Annotated in this window: 19 protein-coding genes, 1 tRNA gene and 1 pseudogene; 17 read left to right on the top strand and 4 right to left on the bottom strand. The window is 36.5% G+C overall.

Annotated elements, in window-relative coordinates:
* Nucleotides 1–14: 14 nt before the first annotated feature.
* Nucleotides 15–89 (bottom strand) — tRNA-Pro (locus tag HM987_RS05725).
* A gap of 104 nt (nt 90–193) precedes the next feature.
* Between HM987_RS05725 and HM987_RS05720 the strand changes: the two are divergent.
* The 17 genes and pseudogenes from HM987_RS05720 (at nt 194) to HM987_RS05640 (ending at nt 15358) form a co-directional block, all read left to right on the top strand.
* Nucleotides 194–1293 (top strand): annotated as a pseudogene (locus HM987_RS05720) (PQQ-dependent sugar dehydrogenase).
* Nucleotides 1290–1733: a c-type cytochrome gene (locus tag HM987_RS05715; RefSeq protein WP_229724618.1), complete on the top strand. Its 444-nt coding sequence runs from the start codon at nt 1290–1292 to the stop codon at nt 1731–1733. The pseudogene HM987_RS05720 and the gene HM987_RS05715 overlap by 4 nt, the downstream one beginning before the upstream one ends.
* 58 nt (nt 1734–1791) lie before the next feature.
* Nucleotides 1792–2397, top strand: a complete 606-nt coding sequence (gene udk, locus HM987_RS05710) for a uridine kinase (RefSeq protein WP_179006057.1) — start codon at nt 1792–1794, stop codon at nt 2395–2397.
* Complete coding sequence (locus HM987_RS05705) at nt 2397–2723, top strand: FtsB family cell division protein (RefSeq protein ID WP_179006056.1); 327 nt, start codon at nt 2397–2399, stop codon at nt 2721–2723. The genes udk and HM987_RS05705 overlap by 1 nt, the downstream gene beginning before the upstream one ends.
* On the top strand, nt 2716–4116 hold the full coding sequence (locus HM987_RS05700; RefSeq protein ID WP_179006055.1) for a methylmalonyl-CoA mutase subunit beta: 1401 nt from the start codon (nt 2716–2718) through the stop codon (nt 4114–4116). Before HM987_RS05705 ends, HM987_RS05700 begins: the two co-directional genes overlap by 8 nt.
* A 66-nt stretch (nt 4117–4182) precedes the next feature.
* Complete coding sequence (locus HM987_RS05695) at nt 4183–4764, top strand: hypothetical protein (protein ID WP_179006054.1); 582 nt, start codon at nt 4183–4185, stop codon at nt 4762–4764.
* Entirely contained in the window at nt 4761–6887 is a 2127-nt protein-coding gene (gene scpA, locus HM987_RS05690; protein ID WP_179006053.1) for a methylmalonyl-CoA mutase, read from the top strand. The genes HM987_RS05695 and scpA overlap by 4 nt, the downstream gene beginning before the upstream one ends.
* Nucleotides 6880–7860: an alpha/beta hydrolase gene (locus HM987_RS05685; RefSeq protein WP_179006052.1), complete on the top strand. Its 981-nt coding sequence runs from the start codon at nt 6880–6882 to the stop codon at nt 7858–7860. The genes scpA and HM987_RS05685 overlap by 8 nt, the downstream gene beginning before the upstream one ends.
* A gap of 182 nt (nt 7861–8042) precedes the next feature.
* On the top strand, nt 8043–8501 hold the full coding sequence (gene tnpA, locus HM987_RS05680) for an IS200/IS605 family transposase (protein ID WP_179006051.1): 459 nt from the start codon (nt 8043–8045) through the stop codon (nt 8499–8501).
* 110 nt (nt 8502–8611) lie between these two features.
* Nucleotides 8612–9514 carry an SDR family oxidoreductase gene (locus tag HM987_RS05675; protein WP_179006050.1) on the top strand — a complete coding sequence of 301 codons (903 nt, stop codon included), beginning with the start codon at nt 8612–8614 and terminating at the stop codon, nt 9512–9514.
* A gap of 106 nt (nt 9515–9620) precedes the next feature.
* Complete coding sequence (locus tag HM987_RS05670; RefSeq protein ID WP_179006049.1) at nt 9621–10388, top strand: ParA family protein; 768 nt, start codon at nt 9621–9623, stop codon at nt 10386–10388.
* The gene (locus HM987_RS05665; RefSeq protein WP_179006048.1) at nt 10388–11293 is read left to right on the top strand and encodes a ParB/RepB/Spo0J family partition protein; all 906 of its coding nucleotides are present in this window, start codon (nt 10388–10390) and stop codon (nt 11291–11293) included. The genes HM987_RS05670 and HM987_RS05665 overlap by 1 nt, the downstream gene beginning before the upstream one ends.
* Nucleotides 11283–11885 carry a DUF5683 domain-containing protein gene (locus HM987_RS05660; RefSeq protein WP_179009910.1) on the top strand — a complete coding sequence of 201 codons (603 nt, stop codon included), beginning with the start codon at nt 11283–11285 and terminating at the stop codon, nt 11883–11885. Before HM987_RS05665 ends, HM987_RS05660 begins: the two co-directional genes overlap by 11 nt.
* 71 nt (nt 11886–11956) lie before the next feature.
* On the top strand, nt 11957–12658 hold the full coding sequence (gene dapB / locus HM987_RS05655; protein ID WP_179006047.1) for a 4-hydroxy-tetrahydrodipicolinate reductase: 702 nt from the start codon (nt 11957–11959) through the stop codon (nt 12656–12658).
* A gap of 63 nt (nt 12659–12721) precedes the next feature.
* Complete coding sequence (gene lepB / locus HM987_RS05650; RefSeq protein ID WP_179006045.1) at nt 12722–14326, top strand: signal peptidase I; 1605 nt, start codon at nt 12722–12724, stop codon at nt 14324–14326.
* Nucleotides 14323–14940, top strand: a complete 618-nt coding sequence (locus HM987_RS05645) for a WbqC family protein (RefSeq protein ID WP_179006043.1) — start codon at nt 14323–14325, stop codon at nt 14938–14940. Before lepB ends, HM987_RS05645 begins: the two co-directional genes overlap by 4 nt.
* Before the next feature lie 109 nt (nt 14941–15049).
* Nucleotides 15050–15358: a DUF6122 family protein gene (locus HM987_RS05640; RefSeq protein WP_179006041.1), complete on the top strand. Its 309-nt coding sequence runs from the start codon at nt 15050–15052 to the stop codon at nt 15356–15358.
* Between the two features lies 1 nt (nt 15359).
* Here HM987_RS05640 and HM987_RS05635 read toward each other — a convergent pair whose 3' ends face one another.
* The 3 genes from HM987_RS05635 to HM987_RS05625 all read right to left on the bottom strand — a co-directional run bounded on the left by HM987_RS05635 (nt 15360) and on the right by HM987_RS05625 (nt 18051).
* The gene (locus HM987_RS05635; protein WP_229724616.1) at nt 15360–16181 is read right to left on the bottom strand and encodes an endonuclease/exonuclease/phosphatase family protein; all 822 of its coding nucleotides are present in this window, start codon (nt 16179–16181) and stop codon (nt 15360–15362) included.
* 242 nt (nt 16182–16423) lie between these two features.
* Nucleotides 16424–17296, bottom strand: coding sequence for a rhomboid family protein (locus tag HM987_RS05630; protein WP_179006037.1), 873 nt, complete (start codon nt 17294–17296; stop codon nt 16424–16426).
* 2 nt (nt 17297–17298) lie between these two features.
* The gene (locus tag HM987_RS05625; RefSeq protein WP_179006035.1) at nt 17299–18051 is read right to left on the bottom strand and encodes a rhomboid family intramembrane serine protease; all 753 of its coding nucleotides are present in this window, start codon (nt 18049–18051) and stop codon (nt 17299–17301) included.
* Nucleotide 18052 lies beyond the last annotated feature (1 nt).

Genomic DNA, 18052 nt, shown 5'->3' with positions numbered 1-18052 from the left:
GGTATTCATTTTAGTCGGGGTGGCAGGATTCGAACCTGCGGCCTCCACGTCCCAAACGTGGCGCGATAACCGGGCTACGCTACACCCCGAATTTTGGTTTCCCGTTTTCGGACTGCAAATATATAGTTTTTCTTTAGAATCCAATAACATTTGTCTAACTTTAAAAACTAATCTCCTTATAAGATTTTTAAATATGAAATTAAGAAATATTTATATCAGTATAATTCTTACCAGTACTCTAGCCTGTGCTCAAGACAAGAATCCAATCAATACCCAAAACACCCATGAAATTGTAGTTCCCGAGATCAATATTCCTTGGGGATTTACTTTTCTACCAGATGATTCTATGCTCATTACTGAAAAATCAGGTGAGCTAATCCATTTTAAAGATGGGAAAAAAACGATTGTGTCAGGATTACCTGAGATCTATGTTCGTGGTCAAGGGGGCTTAATGGATGTTATTTTACATCCAGATTATATAACCAACAATTGGATCTATTTTTCTTATGCTTCTTCTGAAGGCGAAGGTTCAGGAGGCCATACAGCTATAGCAAGAGCAAAACTCAATAATAACAACTTAAAGGATTTGGAAGTTCTATACAAAGCCACACCAAACACAACCAAAGGTCAACATTTTGGGTCGCGTTTGGTTTTTGATGAAAATGGTTATTTATTTTTTACCATTGGTGAACGCGGCAGTCGTGATGAAAACCCACAAGATATCACTAAAGATGGTGGTAAAGTTACCGATTGAATGATGACGGCTCAATCCCTGACGACAATCCATTTGTAAACGAAAAAAATGCTAAAAAAGCTATTTACTCTTATGGACACAGAAATCCACAAGGCATGACCCTTCATCCCGAAACTAAAAACATATGGACTCACGAGCATGGCCCAAAAGGTGGTGATGAAATCAACATAATCAAAGCAGGAAAAAATTACGGCTGGCCAGTAATTAGCTATGGTGTTAATTATAGCGGCACATCATTTACGGATATCACTAAAAAGGAAGGCATGGAACAACCACTTCATTATTGGGTTCCTTCGATTGCGCCAAGCGGAATGGCATTTATCGATAGTGACAAATATGGCGATTGGGAAGGCAATTTACTTGTCGGATCCTTAAAATTTAAATACCTAGACATGTGCACATTAAAAGATAACAAAGTGGTTAAGGAAGAACGTTTACTTGACGGTTTAGGACGTGTCCGCTGTGTAGAGCAAGGACCTGACGGCTTTATTTACGTTGGTATTGAAAATTTAGGTATCGTAAAATTGATTAAAAAATGAGCAAAATAATTATTGTAGGCATAATGGCATTAATGTTCCTTTCATGCAATTCAAATACTAAGAAATCCAATCTCAGCGCTCAAAATGACACTATCTCCAAACAAGATCAATCGAAACTTGAAGCCAGTATAATCAGAGGTAAAAACGTTTACGACGACATGTGTGTGACCTGCCATATGCCAAACGGCAAAGGCGTACCGAAAGCATTTCCACCATTAGCAGGTTCAGATTATTTAAGGGAAAATCAAACCCAAAGCATCAAAGCCGTAAAATACGGCATGTCTGGAGAAATCTTAGTCAATGGCATTACTTACAATAGTACAATGTCGCCTTTAGGACTTTCAGATGAGGAAGTCGCCGATGTTATGAATTACATTAACAATAGCTGGGGAAATACTATTGAGAACTTTGTTACGGTTGAGAAAGTTTCCGAGTTATAAGCACAATATCATACTTAAATAATTAAATTTGTAGGACGCTAACAAATCTCGATTAAATATGCTTATTATAGGAATAGCTGGTGGTACAGGCTGCGGAAAAACAACAGTGGTCAACACCATTTTACAGGAGTTACCCGAAGGACAAGTTGGAGTCCTCTCCCAAGACTCGTACTATAAGGATACATCACATTTAAGCTTTGAAGAACGTGTGAAAATAAATTTCGACCACCCAAGGTCCATCGATTTTGAATTATTAGAACAACACCTTAAAGATTTAAAAGAGGGCAAATCCATTAATCAACCGGTTTATTCATTTGTAAAACACAACCGAACAGGTGATATCATAGTCACCAAACCAAGAAAGGTAATGATTGTAGAAGGCATCCTTATCCTTTCCCATCCAGAAATCCGCGAGCTTTTCGATATTAAAATATTCGTTCATGCCGACTCTGACGAGCGACTAATTCGTCGTTTAAAACGCGATATTACAGAGCGAGGTAGAGACATCAATGAGGTGTTGCAACGCTATCAAAGCACCTTAAAACCAATGCACCAACAGTTTATTGAACCGATGAAAGAATATGCGGATATCATAATTCCGAACAACAAATACAACACTGTTGCCGTAGATATCGTTAAAACTATAATCAACGAAAAACTATAATGGAATTCTTCAATTCTAAATATATCAAACCGTTTAAAAACATCTATGCCATTGTAATAGTGGTCTTTGTAGTTTGGATGCTGTTTTTTGACGCGCATTCCTGGTTGTTTCATCATGAATTGAATACCGACATTGAAGAATTGGAATACCAAAAAGAACACTACAAAAACGAAATGGCAAAAGACAACAAAGCCATTAAGGAGTTGAGCACAGACGAAGGCATTGAGCGTACAGCACGTGAAAACTACTATATGAAAAAGGCCAACGAAGATATCTATATCATTGAATACGAAGACAGCATAGTGAAACAAAAAGAAGATGAGTAAATCCTTATTTAAAGATTTTGCACCCGTTACTTCAAAAGCGTGGAAACAGAAAATACAAGTGGATCTCAAAGGTGCCGACTATAACGACACCTTAATCTGGAAAACCAACGAAGGCATTGATGTCAAACCATTTTATCATGCGGATGACTTTGAAACTTTACCAGAAGTTTCAAAAAGTAAAGCCACCGACTGGGAAATTGCCCAATCCATTTCAGTCGCCAGTGCAAAAGACGCCAATTTAAAAGCTCTTAATGCTTTAGAACGTGGCGCAGAAAACATAATATTCCATATTGAAGATGAAAACGTTTCGGTTGAAGATTTGTTTGAAAATTTAGATTTTGACAACGTAAGTATCGATATTCAATGTGATTTTATTTCTGAAACCTTTGTTGAAAATTTACAAGCTGTTATGTTGAGTGCAGTCAAAACAGCTCGTCCTCAAAAATCAAAAATACATATCCACACAGACATCATTGGCAACCTAGCCAAAACTGGCAACTGGTTCAATAATCTAAAAGATGATCACGGTAAGTTTGAAGCGATAGTAAAATCAACGCATCAAATGAGTGTTGATTTAAGTTTATACCAAAATGCAGGCGCAAGCATAGTACAACAATTAGCTTACGGTTTGGCGCATGTCAATGAATATTTAAATCATTATTTGAATAACGAAATTGCTAACGAAGCGAAGCAATCACTTCTAATCACATTCAATATCGCCACAGGCTCGAACTATTTCTTCGAAATTGCCAAGATTAGAGCCTTACGCTTATTATGGACAACATTGGCATCGGAATATGAGATCAATCCAAATTGTAGAATCATTGCCACACCAAGTAAACGCAATAAAACGATATATGACTATAACGTCAACATGCTACGCACCACGACGGAATGCATGAGTGCTATTCTTGGCGGAGCAGACGTCGTATGCAATTTACCTTATGACGCCATATTCCATAACACCAACGAATTTGGAGAACGCATCTCAAGAAATCAACTGTTGGTTTTAAAGCATGAAAGTTATTTTGACAAAGTCAATAATCCAGCAGATGGTGCTTATTATATTGAAAGTTTAACTGAACAATTAACCGAAAAAGCACTCGATCTTTTTAAAGATATAGAATCGAATGGCGGCTTTTTAAGTCAACTAAAAGAAGGCACTATCCAAAGAAAAATTAAAGAATGTGCCGCCAAAGAACAAGCCGATTTTGATGCTGAAAAATTAGTGCTTTTAGGAACAAATAAACATCCTAATTTGGCTGATAAAATGAAAAACGACTTAGAAATCAGTCCATTTTTAAAAATTGAAAAACGGAAAACCTTAATTGAACCAATAATAGAGAAAAGATTGTCTGAAAATTTGGAAATCAATAGATTAAGAAACGAATAAAACATGGTATTGAGAAAATCTATAGTTCTAGTTTTTTGCACAGTCATGCTGTTATTCACATCATGCATGGAAGTCGCAAAAGAAATTAATAACTGGACTCAACTAACAGCACAAGACCAAGTAATCGGAACTAAACATTTCCTAGAAAACGACGGTATCAAAATATTTCTTCCCAATAGTTTCAAAAGATATAATGCGGTTGAATATTCGAACTTAATCGATTCGTTAGTGATTGATAACAATAATTTGAAAATTGAGCAAACACGATTTAAAAACATGAGAGAAATGGCAGGAAATCTTTACATTTTTTTCGACAAGACCGTAAACTCTTCTTATACCATAAATACAATTCCCTACACACCGATCACAAGGCAAGATGCTAAATATCTGTTAGGTATAATTAGACAAAATCAAGATAAACTATCTGACACAACCGACTTAGATTATACTAAAATTACAGCCAAACACAACAACAATAACGGCACACAGGTATTTAAAGCAATCTTTAAGGTTGAAAACAGAAAACTTCAGCACCAAGCGTTTCAGCATGTCTATTTCGTTTCATCGAATAATAAGTCTGCACTAATAAATGTTACAACGCCTTTTGAAGTGAATTTTGACCATTATTTAGAAAAAATGACGTTATGAGCAGAAAAAACCTTCAACACCTAACCTTAAAGCATGAAGCTCGAAACTCCAAGCACGAAGAAAAGAACAACTTTCTGACCGCTGAAAATATCGCAGTCAAATCCACCTACTCAAAAAAAGATATTGAAGATTTAGAGCACCTCAATTTCGTTGCAGGTATTGCACCAAATCTTCGTGGCCCATATTCCACCATGTATGTTCGCCGACCATGGACTATAAGACAATATGCTGGTTTTTCAACGGCTACAGAAAGTAATGCATTTTACAGACGAAACCTTGCTGCTGGACAAAAAGGATTATCCGTAGCTTTCGATTTGGCAACACACAGAGGCTACGATTCCGATCACGAACGCGTGGTTGGCGATGTTGGCAAAGCAGGTGTCGCTATTGATTCGGTTGAGGACATGAAAATTCTCTTCGATCAGATCCCACTAGATAAAATGTCGGTTTCCATGACCATGAATGGTGCAGTACTACCAATTATGGCCTTTTATATTGTCGCTGCCGAAGAACAAGGTGTAAAACCAGAACTGCTCGCAGGAACCATTCAAAATGATATTTTAAAAGAATTCATGGTGCGAAACACCTATATCTATCCACCAACACCTTCCATGAAAATCATCTCAGATATTTTTGAATACACGAGCCAAAACATGCCCAAATTCAACAGTATCAGTATTTCTGGCTATCACATGCAAGAAGCTGGCGCCACCTGTGATATAGAATTAGCTTATACTTTAGCGGATGGTTTAGAATACATAAGAAAAGGCTTAGATGCCGGTATGGATATTGACACCTTCGCTCCTCGCCTATCGTTCTTTTGGGCCATTGGCATGAATCATTTTATGGAAATCGCAAAAATGCGCGCTGCACGTATGCTTTGGGCAAAACTGGTAAAACAATTCAACCCAAAGAATCCAAAATCTTTGGCCTTAAGAACGCATTGCCAAACGTCTGGCTGGAGTTTAACTGAGCAAGACCCTTTTAATAATGTCGCCAGAACATGTATAGAAGCCTCAGCAGCCACTTTTGGTGGCACCCAAAGCTTACACACTAATGCTTTGGACGAAGCGATCGCTTTACCAACAGACTTTTCAGCACGTATTGCGAGAAACACACAGATCTATCTTCAAGAAGAAACGCAGATCACAAAAACCGTTGACCCTTGGGCCGGAAGCTACTATGTCGAAAAATTAACAGATGATATTGTTAAAGAAGCCTGGAAACTTACCCAAGAAGTTGAAGGATTAGGTGGAATGACTAAGGCCATTGAAGCCGGAATCCCTAAATTACGAATCGAAGAAGCTGCAGCACGAAAGCAAGCACGTATAGATTCAGGGCAAGATATTATTGTTGGCGTGAACAAATATCGATTAGAACAAGAAGATCCTATTTCCACACTTGAAGTCGATAACCAAACCGTTCGTTTACAACAAATTGAACGATTGGAGCAAATTAAAGCTAGTCGTGATAATGATGCGGTAACTAAAGCACTATCTAAATTAACGAAAGCAGCAAAGACAAGTGAGGATAATTTATTAGCTTTAGCGGTAGATGCCGCAAGAAAACGAGCGACTTTAGGTGAAATTAGCGATGCTCTAGAGGTAGAATTCGGGCGTTACAAGGCACAAATTAAATCATTTTCAGGCGTGTACAGTAAAGAAATAAAAGACGATAAAAGTTTTCAGAAAGCAAGGGAACTGGCCGACCAGTTTGCAGAACAAGATGGTCGCAGACCTCGAATTATGATTGCCAAAATGGGACAAGATGGTCATGATAGAGGCGCTAAAGTAGTCGCTACAGGTTATGCTGATGTAGGCTTTGATGTGGATATTGGACCATTGTTTCAAACACCTAAAGAAGCAGCAAAGCAAGCCGTTGAGAATGATGTTCATATTTTAGGCGTATCTTCTTTAGCAGCAGGACATAAAACATTGGTTCCGCAAGTGATTGAAGAACTAAAAGAGTATGGCAGAGATGATATTATGGTCATTGTTGGAGGCGTCATTCCAAAACAAGATTACCAATATTTATTTGATGCTGGTGCTGTGGCCGTTTTTGGACCAGGCACAAAGATTAGCGATGCGGCTATTCAGATTTTAGAAATTTTGATTGATGAATAAAACAATTAGATTGTCCAAAACCAAAATCATAAAAATTACTTTTCTAATTTTAGTGATTTTAGGCATACTCCTTACACATTTTTTTGTTCCAAGACTCATTTCGGAAATACGAAATCCGGTGGTTGGCCTCATAAAAAGAAATAAAAATATTGATTTCGATATTGCCGCAAAGGATAATGGAAAAATTAAAAGAAAAGACCTTACGATTAGTTCATTTGATGGTACTAAACTATCCGCCAGATTAACGTTTTCAAGTTTAGATTCAACCAAAGCCACTATTATACTGCTTCATGGTATTCGCTCTAACAAGAATACATTTTTCGATTTAAGCACGTTTCTAGCTGAAAACGGATTCAATTCAGTAGCCTTAGACTCAAGAGCACATGGTGAAAGTGAAGGACAATTCTGTACGTTTGGCGTCCGTGAAAAGAAGGATATTCAAGAACTCATTGATTATTTAGCTAAAAACGAAAACTTAAATCATATTGGTATTTGGGGACAATCTTTAGGTGGAGCCATTGCTTTGCAAGCTATGGATTATGACAAAAGAATTAAATTCGGCATCGTTGAAAGCACCTTTTCAAACTTCAAGACCATTGTAAATGATTATTTCGATTTACATGCTGGCTTTAGCTTCTCCCCTTTTTCAAATTACTTGGTGAATAGAACAGGAAGTATCGCAGAATTTGATGTAAACGATGCTCAACCCATCAAATATTGTGAAAGTATAGATCAACCTATTCTCATGGTTCATGGCAATGCGGACGAACGCATCCATATCAAATACGGAAAAGCTAATTTTTCAAAATTAAAAAGTGTTGATAAAGAATTTATAGAAATAGATGCCGCTAATCATTCCAACGTATGGAAAGTCGGCGGAGACGCTTATTTCGAAAGGATTTTAGTATTTTTAAACGAACAACAAAACAAAAACCTCAATAACGATATAAATTCTATTGTACCACATGAGTGAAATGCTATAAAACAGCTATTTAATGAAGTACATAACGCGTTAACTGTAAACATAGTATTAAAGACAGTGTACAAATAGCCACAGAGTGGCGTCATATCAATAGAAAAAGAAACACAGCAATTAATAGCCACAGCGTGGCGAAATATTAATAAATAATGCCATAGGAGCGACATTATAATAAAATGGCTAACACCTACACACAACTCTATTTTCATATTGTATTTGCTGTAAAAGGCAGAGATAATCATATTGCCACGAAGTGGAAAGATGAGTTGTACAAATATATTACGGGTATAATCTCGAACAAAGAGCAAAAATTAATGATTATTAACGGAATGCCAAATCATGTGCATCTATTAATTGGCACCAAACCAACCTGTACTCTCTCTGATTTAATTAGGGATATTAAAGCCAATTCATCTAAGTGGATTAATGATAAACAATTGATAAATTGTAAATTTGAATGGCAAAGTGGTTTTGGAGCATTTACTGTTAGTCAATCTCAGGTTCCAAAAATTGTTAACTATATAAAAAATCAAGAAGAACAACATCAATCTAAATCATTTAAAGAAGAATATATTGGCTTTCTAAATGCTTATGATATTGACTTTAATTCTGCTTATATTTTTAATGATGATTAATTTCGCCACGCTGTGGCTATAATTATTGCACCTTGCTGTTTCTATTGATATTGCGCTACGCTGTAGCTTTTCAATGCGGTAACAAGTAAAACAAAACACTCACTTATAAAATGAACCATACAAAAAAAATGCTTAGAGACGACGCCCTCAAAGGAAAAACAATTGTAGTCACTGGTGGCGGAAGCGGCTTAGGAAAGGCTATGACCCGATATTTCTTAGAACTCGGCGCTGACGTTGCGATTACCTCTCGCGATTTAGATAAACTAAAAAACACCGCAAAGGAATTGGAAACCGAAACCCGCCAGACGGTCGGGCAAGCTGGTGGCACATGTTTACCTGTACAATGTGATGTACGAGAATACCATCAAGTTGAGGCTATGCGAAAGGCGGTTATTGAAAGATTCGGTAAAGTAGATATTTTATTGAATAATGCAGCCGGTAATTTTATTTCACCAACAGAACGCTTGTCGCCACGAGCGTTTGATGTTATTATAGATATTGTCTTAAAAGGCACCAAAAACTGTATGTTGGCTTTTGGTAAGCATTGGATAGACACTAAGCAAACCAACACCAATGTACTGAGTATTGTAACCACTTACGCCTGGACAGGCTCTGGGTACGTTGTGCCAAGTGCCGCAGCCAAAGCAGGCGTTTTGGCGATGACCAGAAGTCTCGCTGTGGAATGGGCAAAGTATGGTATGCGTTTCAATGCTATTGCACCAGGACCATTTCCTACCAAAGGCGCTTGGGACCGTTTGATGCCAGGCGATCTTCAGGAAAAATTTGACATGGCAAAAAAAGTACCCTTAAATCGAGTTGGCGAGCATCAAGAATTAGCCAATTTAGCGGCTTATTTGGTTTCTGACTTTTCTGCTTATATGAACGGTGAAGTGGTTACCATAGATGGCGGCGAATGGCTAAAAGGCGCAGGAGAATTCAATATGCTATCTGATGTTAGTGAAGATCAATGGGATGATTTGGAAAAAATGATTCGTGCTAAAAAGAATAAATGACCAAAGATTTAAGGCCGTTGTGATGCTCATAACTATTAACAACTTCAATTTTATAAACTCGTAAATAATCGTAATTTTGAACTCATATTTATAACCAAATTATTTAATGGGTAAAATCATTGCCATAGCAAATCAAAAAGGAGGTGTTGGTAAAACAACAACCTCAGTAAACTTAGCGGCTTCCCTAGGAGTTTTAGAGAAGAAAGTCCTATTAATAGATGCAGATCCACAAGCTAATGCCAGTTCTGGTTTGGGTATCGATGTCGATACGGTTGAGATAGGTTCTTATCAACTCATAGAGCATTCTGCCAAAGCAAAAGATGCCATAGTATCCTCTAACGCACCGAATGTGGATGTTATTCCTGCTCATATCGATCTTGTCGCTATTGAAATTGAATTGGTAGATAAGGAGTCACGTGAGTATATGCTTAAAAAGGCGATTGAAGATTTAAAGTCAGATTACGACTATATCTTAATAGATTGTGCGCCATCTTTGGGCTTATTAACCTTGAATGCTCTAACCGCTGCAGACTCCGTAATAATTCCTATTCAATGTGAATATTTTGCACTTGAAGGTTTAGGCAAACTGTTAAATACTATTAAAAGTGTACAGAAAATACATAATGAAGCGTTAGATATCGAAGGCATGCTTTTAACGATGTTCGATTCGCGTTTACGTTTATCCAATCAGGTCGTAGAAGAAGTACAAAAACACTTCAGCGATATGGTTTTTGATACTATTATTCAGCGGAATGTACGTTTGGGCGAAGCACCAAGTTATGGCGAGAGCATTATCAATTATGATGTAAGTAGTAAAGGCGCAGCCAATTACCTTAGCTTGGCAAAAGAGCTGATTAAGAAAAATGAATTATAATGGCGAAGGCAACAAAAAAACAAGCATTAGGTAGAGGACTTTCGGCCTTGTTGAAAGATCCTGAAAACGATATCAATTCCGCAGAAGATAAAAATGCAGATAAGGTCGTTGGAAATATTGTGGAACTCGATATTGATAGTATCGAGGTTAACCCTTTTCAACCTAGAACCAACTTTAATGAAGAATCTTTAAGAGAACTCGCTTCTTCCATTCGCGAGCTTGGCGTTATTCAACCTATAACGGTTAGAAAATTAGCTTTCAACAACTACCAATTAGTGTCTGGTGAGCGTCGTTTTAGAGCTTCAAAATTAATAGGCTTACAAGCGATTCCAGCGTATATCAGAATCGCTAATGACCAAGAATCTTTGGAAATGGCCTTGGTTGAAAACATTCAACGCCAAGATTTAGATCCTATAGAAATTGCATTGTCTTATCAACGTTTAATTGACGAAATTAGCCTCACACAAGAACAAATGAGCGAACGTGTGGGTAAAAAACGATCTACAATTGCTAATTATTTGCGTTTATTAAAGTTAGATCCCATCATCCAAACCGGAATGCGTGATGGTTTTATAAGTATGGGCCACGGAAGAGCCATGGTTAATATTGAAGATCAGGTCGATCAGCTTGAGGTTTATGAAAAAATCATTACTAATAAGTTATCCGTAAGAGCGACTGAGCAATTGGTAAAGAATTTGAATTCGGATATTCCTACAAAACCAGAAGCTGTTAAAGCTGAAATCCCTAAATACATAAAAAAAGGCGTTAAAGACTTTTCAGAATACTTTGGCCACAAAATAGATGTTAAAATAGCGAACAATGGCAGTGGAAAAATCACGATACCATTTCATTCGGAAGAAGATTTTAACCGTATTAAAAAATTAGTACAGCGTGATAACAAATAAAGCGTTCTTCTGTCTTTTTCTGTGCTTGTTTTCAGTCCTTTTTTCATTTTCCCAGATAGAAAAAGATAGTACGAGTGTTTCTATTGAGGAAAGTCCGATCATCGCCAATGAAAGCTTGATTAAAAAGGAGATTGATCCCTTACGACCTGCAAAAGCAGCATTTTATTCTGCCATATTTCCTGGTTTAGGTCAGGCCTATAATAAAAGGTATTGGAAAATTCCTATTGTTTGGGGAGCGATTGGTGCAGGCGTTTACTTCTACGTGCGAAACGACAGACAATATGACCGTTATAGAGAGGCCTATAAAAGTCGTTTGGCGGGTTTTAAAGATGATGAATTTTATGGCTCTGGAGGAACACCATTAATTTCAAATGATGGCCTTATTAGAGCGCAAGAACAGTTTAGAAAAAATAAGGAATTATCGCTCTTAATAACTTTTGGTCTTTATGCCCTAAATATCATTGACGCTAATGTCGATGCCCATTTATTACAATTCAACGTCGATGAGAACTTAAGCTTAAGTCCACATTATCAATATAATGAAATGGAGAATACTTCGGATTTGGGATTAACACTCAATTTTAAATTTTAGTCCATAATGGGCATTTGAAACATTATTATGGCAACTTTTCGATACGTTATTAAAATAATCAATTACAAAAAATGAAAATAGCTTTACTCGGTTATGGCAGAATGGGAAAAAGTATTGAGGAGATTGCATTAAATCGCAACCACAGCATTACCTTAAAAGTTGAAGATGCCTCTTCCGATTACGATTTTAAAAATGCTGATGTGGCTATAGATTTCAGCATACCCTCTGCGGCAGTTTTTAATATTAAAAAGGCTTTAGATGCTGGAGTTCCTGTCATTTCAGGCACCACTGGATGGTTAGAGCAATATGATGACGTGATAGCGTATTGCAAAGAAAAAAACGGGACATTTTTGTACGCGTCAAATTTTAGTTTGGGAGTGAATCTTTTTTTTGAACTCAATAAAAAACTTTCGACTTTACTATCTGGCTTTCCTGACTATTCGACTGAAATTGAAGAAATCCATCACACGCAAAAATTGGATGCACCAAGCGGTACGGCAATTACTTTGGCCGAACAAATTATTGAGCAAACCAATTACACCAACTGGACTTTAGATCAACCAAAATCCAATGAAATCCATATTGAAGCCAAGCGCATCGAGAATGTTCCAGGCACGCATGAAATTACCTATAATTCTGAAATAGATGCCATAAGCATCAAACATACAGCGCACAGCCGACAAGGTTTTGCGATGGGAGCTGTAATTGCTGCTGAATGGATTAAGGACAAAAAAGGCATCTTTAGTATGAAAGATGTGTTAAACATTGGTTAATTTGCCAAAGATTTAAAACAGAATAAAATATTTTTCAACCGATACTAGACAAAATACAACGTTATGAGCTGGACACAGTGGTTTTACTTTTTACTCATTCTACAAATTATACATGGTTTAGGCACGTGGAAATTATACGTTAAAGCTGGAAGACAAGCTTGGGAAGCCTTTGTACCGGTTTATAATGCCGTTGTGTTGATGAAGATTACCTCACGTCCATGGTGGTGGGTGATTTTAATGTTTTTGCCTATCGTAAATTTAATTATGATTCCTGCGGTTTGGGTGGAAACGGCAAGGGCTTTTGGAAAAGACAGTAAATTAGATGCACTGCTATGTATCGTGACGCTAGGCTTCTATTTGTACTATTTGAATTACGCCGCAGATGTCCATTATATTGAAGACAGAACCTTAAAACCAAAAACATCAACAGGCGAATGGATTACCTCCATTCTATTCGCTATTGTCGCGGCAACGATTGTACATACGTATTTCTTTCAACCGTTTGTTATTCCGTCGTCATCCTTAGAAAAATCCTTATTGGTCGGCGATTTTCTCATTGTTAGTAAATTGCATTATGGTGCCAGAACACCTATGACCACAGTTGCAGCACCAATGGTGCATGATACCATTCCTATTATTGGTCAAAAATCATATTTGTTTAACGATAATTATGAAAAACGGAACAGCTCTTGGATGAACAAACTCCAATTGCCGTTTCTTAGATTGCCCGGTTTTGAAGATGTAGAGCGAAATGATATTGTAGTATTCAATCAACCAGCAGACACATTGCTGAATATGAACGATTTTAATCCTGATCGTAATTACTACAAGCCTATTGATAAAAAAACAAACTTAGTTAAGCGGTGTGTCGGAGTTGCTGGAGACACTTTGGAAGTCAGAAATGGTTATGTCTTTGTTAACGGAAAACAAAATAAATTACCTCCAAGATCACATTTGCAGTTTTCTTATGATGTTAAATTTAAGCGTCAACTGCAGCCAGCAAGAATTTTTGAAATTTTAAAAAAATATGATATCACAGATGGCTTAGGTTACGGAACGAGTGAAGGTTCTTATGGAATTCCCGCAGCAACAGACCAAGCTATTGCGCAACTAAAATTGCATCCTGAAGTCGCATCGGTGACTCCAGTAATACAACCTAAAGGCAAAAACGGAAATATTTTCCCAAGGGATCCAAATTACAGCTGGAACGTTGACAACTTTGGCCCTTTATGGATTCCAAAAGCTGGAGAAACTATCAATTTGGATATGGATAACATTGCTATTTACAAACGCGCCATTTCAGAATACGAAGGGAACAACGTAGTGACTAGAGGTAACCAAATTTTCATAAACGACGAGCCAGCAACTTCTTATACCTTTAAACAAGATTATTATTGGATGATGGGCGATAACAGACACAATTCTATTGACAGTAGATATTGGGGATTCGTTCCGAACGATCATATTTTTGGTAAACCTGTTTTTATTTGGATGAGTATTGACGGCATTAACGACGGTATTAAAAACTGGAGTTTCCGTTGGGACAGAATATTTACGACTGTAAGTGGTGGCAATGAACGTACGTCTTACCTGATTCCTTTCATTGTTCTTATTTTAGGAATTACCTTTTTCAATAAGTGGAGAAAGAAGAAGAAAGCTAAATTTTGAACAGTCTCATTTACCCTACATATTTCCCAAACATAGCACACTTTTGGGCTATGGTAAATGCAGATGCCGTTCATTTTGAAGTCTCCGATAATTACCAAAAACAATCATACAGAAACCGAACGGAAATATATGGTGCCAATGGTAAAATGGCATTAACTGTTCCTGTGAGTTATTCCCAGAACAACCGGCAATTGTATAAAAATGTAAAAATTGCCAATGAAGAATCATGGCAAATTCAACATTTAAAGTCTTTACAATCGGCTTATCGTATGTCGCCTTTTTTTGAATTCTATATCGATGACCTCATACCTCTTTTTGAGAATCAATTTGAATATATTTTAGATTTCAATTTGAAGTCATTTGAAGTGCTTTTAAGTGCTCTTCAATTGCATATCGAACCAATGTATACTTCAACTTTTGAAAAAGAACCCATAGGAAAAACTGATTTCAGAAACTTAGCCAAGCGTACTGTTAAAGTATCATCTTTTGAACCCTACACACAAGTGTTTACTGAGAAACATGGTTTTATTTCTAATCTTAGTATTTTAGATTTACTATTTAATGAAGGGCCGAATACGGAATTGTATTTGAAAAGGCAGAAATTAAAAACTTGAAAAAACACCCCTAATCCCTATAACTATCGGGACTCAAGGCGATAATCCTAGAAATCCAATTAGGTGGAATGTCAAAAAGAGATGTCAGTGCTATTAAACTAAACAAAAAATGATTCAATCCATTACCCATTACGGTATTCATTTCGGCTTACCCTTGGTCGTTGCCCTTGCGTTTTACAAAAATTATTGGCTTAAAGCTTATGGCATCATGATTTTAGGCATGTTGATAGATTTAGATCATTTATTGGCTAATCCTATTTTTGATCCTAACCGTTGTAGTATCAATTTCCATCCTCTCCACTCCTATTATGCAATAGCTGTTTATGTATTGTTGTTGATTCCAAAAAAAACACGATTGATTGGTTTGGGGTTAGTTATTCACATCATTGCAGACATTGCCGATTGTGGATTGATGTAAATTACGGTAATTTTAATGTGGTTTTTATAGGGTAATGATCTGAAAGTAAATTATCGAAGGTTTTAAAACCATTGACGGTAAAATCTTTGTCCGCCAAAATAAAATCGATGCGCATCGGGAAAAATTTAAAATCGTAAGTTCTTCCAAAGCCGTTACCAGCTTCTTCAAATGTGTCTATAAAATCATCGCCTTTCACTTTTCTGTAGATATAGGAATAGGCTGTATTATTAAAATCGCCTGTTATAATTGTTTTGTAATTAGTTTTTGCTTTGTGCGCTAAGAACAATTCGACTTGGTCCTGTTGTGCTTTAAATGTTGTTCCAACTTGTTTAAACAAGTGACTCGAAGTTTCTTTTTTAAGTTTTTCCACATCAGCGTTTATTCCAGAAGATTGTAAATGCAAAGTGTAAACCCGAATTGTGTCTTGTTGTTTTACAATATCGACAAAAATTGCATTATTAAGTGTATTAGGAAATTCTAATGAACCAGAATTAACAATGGGAAACTTAGAATAAATGGCTTGACCACCTCTAACCCCTTTATTGTAAGTGGCATTAAAATTATGATAACCCTCTAATCTTACCTGCTCGCTTCTAGGATATTCTTGAAGACACAACACATCTGGTTGTTCCTTTTTTATGAAGTTTAGAATACTATCTTTTACGGTTTTATCCTTCAGCCAATCATACTTATTAAAAAGCCTAATATTAAAAGACATTACTGTAAAATTCCCATCATCGTTCACCTTTGTTGAAGATGAAAATTTGTACATGGAATTGATATAGTTCCAACCCAATAACAAAACGACTAAAGATAAAATCATTTGTTTTTTTACTCTGAGCAACCAATAAATAAAGAAAATAACATTTAACAAAATAAGCAAAGGCACACCTAAACTTAATACAGATAATGTAGCAAAGCTTTTGGGAGGAATGTATGGCAATATGTAAGATATAAGCAATAAAAATGCCACCAACGAATTGAGTGCAAATATGATTTTACTACTAAATTTTAAACCTTTCATACTTATTTCCCATAATCCCGACGATTCTGGAGGAATTTTAACTAATCCTTACCTACTTTGAATAAAAATGCCTTCTCGTCAGCTGTTAAACTTTCATAACCACTTTTACTGATTTTATCGAGAATAGCATCTATCTTTTTCTGCTTACTTAACGCTTCTGACCCTGTTTTAGTCTTGCGAGACGTTGTCCTTTTAGTTTTATTTTTGTGAACTGTTTTTAGATTCGATTTTGGTTTAAACCAACTTACAATACGATCCATCATCCGCTCAAAACCTGCTCCTATATCTGTGCCCTTTGTGAGTTGGGTAGCATAAATATAACCCAATAGGTAACCTCCAAAATGAGCGACATAACCCCCTTGATTGAGACCAGATAGCATTCTAATCAAATCAAAACCCACAAAAACCATCGCAATATGTTTCCACTTTACGTTAAATGCATTGAACAAACGTATTTCACTATTAGGCATATAAGCGGCTACGAAAAGTAACAGCGCACTAACACCTGCAGAAGCACCTACTAAAATTCCCTTTCCAGAGAAGAATGATGCAGGCATAAGATTATTAAAGGCCAAAAAAGCCAGTCCACCACAAATAATCCCTAATAAATAAATATTCAATATCATTTTCGATCGGAACAAATTGGTTGTGACACGTGATAAATAATAAAGGAATAACATATTAAATATCACATGAAAAATGCCATTATGTAAAAAACCATAAGTAATTAAAGACCATGGTTGAAACAGAAAATCCATGACATCAGAAGGCAACTCAAAATACGTAAACAAATCGATACGTAACAGAGCTTCGAAAATGAGACCAACGATAAAGATCACCACATTAATGGCAATGATCTTACCGAAAACATCGAGGTTATTGAACTTATATTTTAAATCTTGAATAGTGCTCATGATTAATTCCAACGGTATTTATCCTTTTCATTTTTCTTCCAAAAATACATTAACAGAAATCCCGTAAGTGCACCACCAACGTGAGCCATATAAGCCGTATTACTTGGACTAAATATAGATTGACCTGTTAAACCAGAAAACAAATCTAAAGCGATAATTGCTGGTATAAAGTACTTCGCTTTTATTGGTATTGGTAAGAAAATCAGCATTAATTTATTCTCAGGAAACAACATTCCAAAAGCCACTAAAACACCCATAATGGCGCCAGATGCTCCAACCATGGTACTGTTAAATGCACTTACAAAACCATCAAAATTATCTCCTAAAAGAGGTACCCAAGCCGTATTGTATTTGCCTTCACTTAGTACACTAATAATTTCGGTTTGGGATAAACCAGACTCAACCAACGTGGATAAACCTGTATTAAATTGAAAATATAAAAAAGCGATTTGAATAACCGCAGCACCTAAACCTGAAAGCAAATAGAATATGATGAATTTCTGCCACCCGAAAATCTGCTCTACAGCCGTGCCAAACATCCATAAAGCAAACATATTGAATGCAATATGCATAAAGTTGCCATGCATAAACATATGTGTCACAATTTGCCATGGTTGAAAAGCCGGATTTTGAGGAAAATAAAGCGCAAACCACTGATAAAAGGCTTCACCATTACCAATAGCTAATGTTCCAATAAACACTACCACATTTATAATCAATAAATGCTTAACCGCATCTGTTATCCCTTGTCTCATA

It is taken from the genome of Winogradskyella forsetii (genome assembly GCF_013394595.1).
Classification (GTDB): domain Bacteria; phylum Bacteroidota; class Bacteroidia; order Flavobacteriales; family Flavobacteriaceae; genus Winogradskyella; species Winogradskyella forsetii.
The sequence above is the reverse complement of the archived record's forward strand: the minus strand, read 5'-3'. Positions and strand labels throughout refer to the sequence as shown.

Bases quoted from the DNA above. Each gene is read 5' to 3' on its own strand.
- HM987_RS05715 (WP_229724618.1), top strand. From the start codon at position 1,290: ATGAGCAAAATAATTATTGTAGGCATAATGGCATTAATGTTCCTTTCA.
- udk (WP_179006057.1), top strand. From the start codon at position 1,792: ATGCTTATTATAGGAATAGCTGGTGGTACAGGCTGCGGAAAAACAACA.
- HM987_RS05705 (WP_179006056.1), top strand. From the start codon at position 2,397: ATGGAATTCTTCAATTCTAAATATATCAAACCGTTTAAAAACATCTAT.
- HM987_RS05700 (WP_179006055.1), top strand. From the start codon at position 2,716: ATGAGTAAATCCTTATTTAAAGATTTTGCACCCGTTACTTCAAAAGCG.
- HM987_RS05695 (WP_179006054.1), top strand. From the start codon at position 4,183: ATGGAAGTCGCAAAAGAAATTAATAACTGGACTCAACTAACAGCACAA.
- scpA (WP_179006053.1), top strand. From the start codon at position 4,761: ATGAGCAGAAAAAACCTTCAACACCTAACCTTAAAGCATGAAGCTCGA.
- HM987_RS05685 (WP_179006052.1), top strand. From the start codon at position 6,880: ATGAATAAAACAATTAGATTGTCCAAAACCAAAATCATAAAAATTACT.
- tnpA (WP_179006051.1), top strand. From the start codon at position 8,043: ATGGCTAACACCTACACACAACTCTATTTTCATATTGTATTTGCTGTA.
- HM987_RS05675 (WP_179006050.1), top strand. From the start codon at position 8,612: ATGAACCATACAAAAAAAATGCTTAGAGACGACGCCCTCAAAGGAAAA.
- HM987_RS05670 (WP_179006049.1), top strand. From the start codon at position 9,621: ATGGGTAAAATCATTGCCATAGCAAATCAAAAAGGAGGTGTTGGTAAA.
- HM987_RS05665 (WP_179006048.1), top strand. From the start codon at position 10,388: ATGGCGAAGGCAACAAAAAAACAAGCATTAGGTAGAGGACTTTCGGCC.
- dapB (WP_179006047.1), top strand. From the start codon at position 11,957: ATGAAAATAGCTTTACTCGGTTATGGCAGAATGGGAAAAAGTATTGAG.
- lepB (WP_179006045.1), top strand. From the start codon at position 12,722: ATGAGCTGGACACAGTGGTTTTACTTTTTACTCATTCTACAAATTATA.
- HM987_RS05640 (WP_179006041.1), top strand. From the start codon at position 15,050: ATGATTCAATCCATTACCCATTACGGTATTCATTTCGGCTTACCCTTG.
- HM987_RS05635 (WP_229724616.1), bottom strand. From the start codon at position 16,181: ATGATTTTATCTTTAGTCGTTTTGTTATTGGGTTGGAACTATATCAAT.
- HM987_RS05630 (WP_179006037.1), bottom strand. From the start codon at position 17,296: ATGAGCACTATTCAAGATTTAAAATATAAGTTCAATAACCTCGATGTT.
- HM987_RS05625 (WP_179006035.1), bottom strand. From the start codon at position 18,051: ATGAGACAAGGGATAACAGATGCGGTTAAGCATTTATTGATTATAAAT.